The organism is Alkalibacterium sp. m-11, assembly GCF_054658155.1.
Genome location: NZ_BAAGIR010000124.1, coordinates 1 through 5,868, shown reverse-complemented (window position 1 = coordinate 5,868; position 5,868 = coordinate 1). Strand labels below are relative to the sequence as shown.

Annotated in this window: 4 protein-coding genes; 3 read left to right on the top strand and 1 reads right to left on the bottom strand. The window is 43.1% G+C overall.

Annotated elements, in window-relative coordinates; translation table 11 throughout:
* Nucleotides 1-154: 154 nt before the first annotated feature.
* Nucleotides 155-1,420 (bottom strand): replication-associated recombination protein A, encoded by a 1,266-nt coding sequence (locus tag ACYQ2O_RS10105; RefSeq protein WP_346024738.1) that lies wholly within the window; start codon nucleotides 1,418-1,420, stop codon nucleotides 155-157.
* A 186-nt stretch (nucleotides 1,421-1,606) separates the two neighbouring features.
* Here ACYQ2O_RS10105 and gshAB point away from each other — a divergent pair, with 186 nt between their 5' ends.
* The 3 genes from gshAB to ACYQ2O_RS10090 are packed head-to-tail and all read left to right on the top strand — an operon-like array spanning nucleotide 1,607 to nucleotide 5,432.
* Nucleotides 1,607-3,874: a bifunctional glutamate--cysteine ligase GshA/glutathione synthetase GshB gene (gene gshAB / locus ACYQ2O_RS10100; protein WP_346024737.1), complete on the top strand. Its 2,268-nt coding sequence runs from the start codon at nucleotides 1,607-1,609 to the stop codon at nucleotides 3,872-3,874.
* An 18-nt stretch (nucleotides 3,875-3,892) separates the two neighbouring features.
* A complete protein-coding gene (locus ACYQ2O_RS10095) occupies nucleotides 3,893-5,047 on the top strand; it encodes a cysteine desulfurase family protein (RefSeq protein ID WP_346024736.1) in 1,155 nt (384 codons plus the stop codon).
* 40 nt (nucleotides 5,048-5,087) lie between these two features.
* Entirely contained in the window at nucleotides 5,088-5,432 is a 345-nt protein-coding gene (locus tag ACYQ2O_RS10090; protein WP_346024735.1) for a hypothetical protein, read from the top strand.
* The last annotated feature ends 436 nt before the right edge of the window (nucleotides 5,433-5,868 follow it).

The window sequence follows — 5,868 nt, the reverse complement described above, 5'->3', positions numbered from 1 at the left end:
CTGAAAAGGGCGTTCTATTTGTGTGTCTTCTTACAGTGTTTCAAAGAAATTCATACCAGTGTTCCATTGCCTTCCTCCTACATGCTCGATTTAGAGGCTGCCCTGACGTAAAAAGGGCAAATTCAAAAGACAGCTTGCTTCAAAGAGTGAGTACTTATTTGTTGTCAAACTTTTGAAGCTGCTTGTTCAAGGCTTCCTCGAACTTAGACGTCAGAACTGGAGCATAGTACTCTCTGCTTTTAATCGTATCAGGTAGGTACTGCTGGGAGATCCAGTGGCTTTCAAAATTATGCGGGAACTGATAACCAATGCCGCTTCCCAGATCTTTTGCTCCTTTATAATGAGTATCTTTCAGATGATCCGGCACATCACCTGTTTTTCCTTCTCTAACATCTTGTATTGCTTGATCGATCGCGCTGATCGCACTATTTGATTTAGGAGATAGGCACATTTCGATGACAGCGTTGGCAAGAGGGATCCTGGCTTCGGGAAGCCCAATTTTTTCAGCAGCTTCTGTAGCCTGTACGGCTCTCGATACACCTGCAGGGTTTGCCAGACCGATATCTTCGTATGCAGTGACGATCAGCCGTCTGATCACCACTTTCAGTTCACCAGCCTCCAGAAGCCGTGCCAGGTAATGAAGTGCTGCATGTACGTCACTTCCCCGAATGGACTTCTGAAAGGCTGATATTGCATTATAATGAGCATCTCCATCTTTGTCATGAGTCAGGGATTTACGCTGGAGACATTCTTCTGCAATATCCAGTGTAATAACGGTGTTTCCATTATCATCTGAATCAGTAGACTTCACTGCCAGTTCCAGGGCATTCAGCGCACTTCTTAAATCGCCGTTAGTCACCCTTGAGAAATAATTTAGAACAGAGGGAGAGATAACTATAGATTCAGAACCCAGTCCATTTTCTTCGTCAGTCAGTGCCCGCTCCAATGCCGAGGTAATCTGAGTTTCAGACAAAGGTTTCAATTCAAATATCTGGGACCGACTTCTAATCGCAGGGTGGATGGAAATATATGGATTTTCGGTAGTCGCCCCAATCAGTACAATCCGACCATTCTCAAGATGTGGCAGCAGGAAATCCTGCTTAGGCTTATCGAGACGATGGACCTCATCCAATAGCAGGACTACTGTGCCGCTCATTTTAGCTTCCTCAACAACTATCTGCAGATCTTTTTTAGAATCTGTGGCAGCATTCAACGTGCGGAAAGCATACTTAGTCGAACCGGCAATTGCACTGGCAATACTTGTTTTTCCTATTCCGGGAGGACCATATAAAATCATGGATGACAGCTGTTTGGCCTTTACCATCCGCCATATGATTTTACCTTCTCCTACAAGATGTTCCTGACCGACAACCTGACTGATCGTCGTTGGACGCATACGATAGGCTAGTGGTTTATTCATAAAAGACTCCTTTATCACATAATTAGTATAAGTGACTAAAGTATAGCATGTTTGGACAGTGATTTAAACAATATCGAACAAAGGTTCGTGCTTGGATTTCTTTCTTTTTCCTAGGTTGACGCGAGGCTTTATGATAAGATAGTACTTGATATTAGTAAGTAAATCACTCAGTAAGGAAAGATTTGAATGAATATAAAACAGATAGTTACCGTTCACCATCTACAGGAATTGTATAAAAAAGGTTCGTTTGGAATTGAAAAAGAAGGATTAAGAACAACACGAGAAGGAGATCTGGCGCTCAGCCCTCACCCTGCGTTATTTGGAAGCCGGAAACACCACCCGTATATTCAGACGGATTTCAGTGAATCGCAACTGGAACTGGTGACTCCGCCTCAGAATACACTTAAGGAACAGTATAAGTGGCTTGAGGCTCTTCATGATGTGGTCAACCGCACGATTGATACGGAAGAGTTTGTCTGGCCGTTCAGTATGCCTAGTCGGCTTCCTGATGAGAAAAATATTCCGATCATCAAAGTCGAGGACAGGAAAGAAATAGAATACAGAGAGCAGCTTGCTGAAAAATATGGGAAGAAAAAACAGATGATCAGCGGTGTTCATTACAATTTCTCATTTTCCTCTGATTTTATGGACGCGCTGGCCAGTATTGCTGAGACACCAGAAAAGCTGACCAGCTGGAGTAATGATCTTTATCTCAAAATGTCCCGTAATTATTTGAGATATCAATGGATCCTGACTTACTTATTCGGTGCATCACCAGTTTCAGACGATACGTTTTCAAGTGACGATTCAAGACAGTACTACAGAAGTATAAGAAACAGTCCATTGGGCTATCACAACTCCTTCACCAACAAAGTCTCCTATCAGGCAATTGAGGAATATGTCAGAGACATCGAACACCTGGTTGAAGAGGGTACCTTGATAGAAGAACGTGAGTATTATGGCTCAGCTCGTCTGAGAGGAAAAGGAAAAGCAGTCCGCAACTTGATAAGCAGCGGGACGCGATACGTTGAATTCCGTTCATTCGATCTAAATCCATTCTCAAGACTGGGATTCTCTTATGAGCAGTCTCTGTTTACTCATCTCTTTCTAATGACGATGGTCTGGATGGATAAGGACAGTACGACAGAGGATGTCAAAACCGGTGCAGAAATGAATGAACAGACGGCCATGGAAGACCCGTTTGAGTCCTCCAGATTCAAAGAAGAGGGACAGTTCCTGCTTAACATGATGAAAGAGACTATTAATGCGCTGCATTTGAGTAGCGAGTACGATGCAGTCCTTGAGACGGCCCACAAGCTCTTGGATCATCCTGAACAAACCCTCTCTGCAAGAATTGTCAAAGAGCTGGAAAATGGGCGTTCCTTTATTGAGTACGGGATCAATCTGGGTCAGCAATATAAAGAGGTCTCCTTTGAGAAGCCATTTCTAGTCAAAGGCTTTACTGAAATGGAAATGAGTACTCAGCTGCTCTTGTTTGACGCATTGAAACTGGGGCTTGAAACGGAACTGCTGGACAGTCATGATCAGTTTTTGAAGCTGACTCACGGGGACAAGACCGAATACGTGAGAAACGGAAATATGACGTCTAAAGACACCTACATCTCTCACTGGATCATGGCTAACAAGACAGTTACCAAGAAAATTCTGAAAAATTATGGGTACAGAGTGCCTCATGGAGAAGAATTTGCATCAATAGAAGATGCTGTGAATGCGTATGCCCTGTTTGACCGGAAAGCAATCGTCGTCAAACCTAAAAGTACCAACTATGGGCTGGGCATCTCCATTTTTAAGCATCCTGCATCATATGAAGCATATTCAGAAGCTGTGCGTCTGGCTTTTGAAGAAGATGGGCAGATTCTGGTTGAAGACTACATTGAAGGAACAGAGTACCGGTTCGTTGTGATCGATGATAAGGTAGAAGCCGTTCTGCTGAGACAACCTGCAAACGTAACTGGTGACGGAAGACAGACGATTGAACAACTGATTCAGAAAAAGAACACGCATCCTTATCGAGGAATCAAGCACCGTGCCCCTCTTGAAAAAATAAAAATGGGGGAACTGGAGCGACTGATGCTCAAAGAACAAGGCTACACATTCGACAGTATTCCGGCTGAAGGTGAGCGCGTGCTGTTGAGAGAGAACTCCAACATTTCAACTGGCGGAGACTCTATAGATATGACTGACGATATGGACGAGTCCTACAAGAAACAGGCAGTAGAGATGGCTAAGGCCCTGGAAGTCAAAGTCACTGGTCTGGACCTGATCATTCCTGATATCGCTAAACCAAGTACCAAGGACAAGCCAGGTTATGTCGTCATCGAGGCCAACTTCAATCCGGCTATGCATATGCATGCATTCGTTCAGAAGGGCAAAGGACGTAATCTGACCAGGAAAGTCATTGATATGCTCTTTCCATCTATCGACCTATCATAAGACTGGAAGGGATATAAAATGAACAACTATATTTATCTTGATCATGCGGCAACGACTCCTGCGAGACCGGAAGTGATCGAAGCAATGACTGAAGCAATGCAGTTGCATTACGGGAATGCATCAAGTATTCATCAGATGGGTCGGACAAGTAAAGGTCTGCTGGAAGAAGCTCGGTCTGTCTTTGCTGCAAGCATCAATGCCTCACCAAACGAGATCGTCATTACAAGTGGAGGCACCGAAAGTGACAATATGGCTGTAGTCAAAACAGCAGAGAAATACGGCTATAAAGGAAAACATATTGTGACGACAAACGTTGAGCACCCAGCTGTCAGGCGCCCGTTAAATTATCTGAAAAATCAGGGCTTTGAAGTCACTGAATTAGCAGTAGACAGAAATGGGCTGATCAGTCTTGAGCAGGTGAAGGAAGCAGTCAGAGAAGACACGATACTGGTTTCAGTCATTTATGGAAATAATGAAATCGGCACGCTTATGCCGATAACTGAAATTGGACAGTACCTTGACGGCCTTGACCATAAAGTTGCCTTTCATACAGATGCCGTACAGGCTTATGGAACAGAAGACATCGATGTCAAAGAGCAGAAAATCGACCTGCTCTCCGTTTCATCTCATAAGATAAACGGGCCTAAGGGTATCGGGTTCCTGTTCATCAATGAAGAACTGCCTATTACTGGCTTGGTGCTAGGAGGAGAGCAGGAAAATAAGCGCAGAGCAGGAACGGAAAATATACCAGGTGTAATCGGATTCCAGCGTGCTGTAGAAATCAGACAGGCTGAAAAAAAGCGTATTAGAGAAGAATACCAGGCGTTAAAAAGCAGATGTCTGGCTGAACTCGATGCATCTGGTATCGATTATGAAGTAAATGGTTCGGTCGACCAGAGTTTGCCTCATATCTTAAGCCTTCATATTAAAGGTATTCCGGCAGACAAGCTGCTGATTCATCTTGATCTGGCCAGAATTGCAGTCTCTATCGGGTCAGCCTGTTCTGCTGGAAATGTCGATCCAAGTCCAGTTCTCGAAGCTCTTTACGGTTCTAACCATCCTGCCATCTCTGAAACGATTCGATTGAGTTTCGGCTATGGGGTCACGGAAGACGACTGCCGAACAGTTGTAGCGAAAATCAAAAAAGCAGTTGATTTTTTAGCTGAAACGTAAAATAATAGAAGTATAACGAGTGTCAGAGAGGATGTCGCCAATGGCTACACAGAAAAAAGACAGTCTGCTGGGAAGTAACACACATTACTCAGTCAATGACGAGGCTAAACGCTACACACTGAAAGACAACGGCTTTATGGAAACAAAGAACGGATCGTTTCAGTATGAACGGACTTTAAATATCCATGCCGTAGATAAGAAAGCACCAAAAATGAAAATTGTTATATCTAAAGATTTAAATGAACTGAAACTATCTGCAGTAACGGCTAACGGACTGAAAAAGATTGATCTCTATAAATCAGACCAGCTTTCAGAGGAAAGAACATTTGCAGAAAATATTCTTAAGAGTTTAGTTGAAGGAAAAGTTCTGACCGTTGTAGACTGAATCAGTTAAATGAGATGGCCTGAGGATCAATCTGTGATCCTCAGGCTTTCCTTTTGAACAGAGGCACTGGATAAAAGAAGTGACATTACTGTTTATTGTTATGAATAGGCAGTATAAGAGCATTATCGTGTATCAAGTCAGGTAGAAACTGCATCTAGGAAAGTTGTCATGATATCTCTCACTGTAACGGTATATAATGAACTACAATTAGACAGTTTTTAACGTAATTCCGAAAGAAGTCTCCCACTTCTAAGCGTATGGGTGCGAAGCACCAGTGAAAGTGGGAGATGAATTTCGGTCAAGCGATAGCCTATGTGTAAAATAGTTGTCGGAAAGTAAAATAGTAGGGCAAGAAATTAAAGTAGACAAAAAGAAAGAAGACCCTTAATCTAGAGATAACCACAAATCCAGAAAAGAGGTCTTCTTATGAATCAAA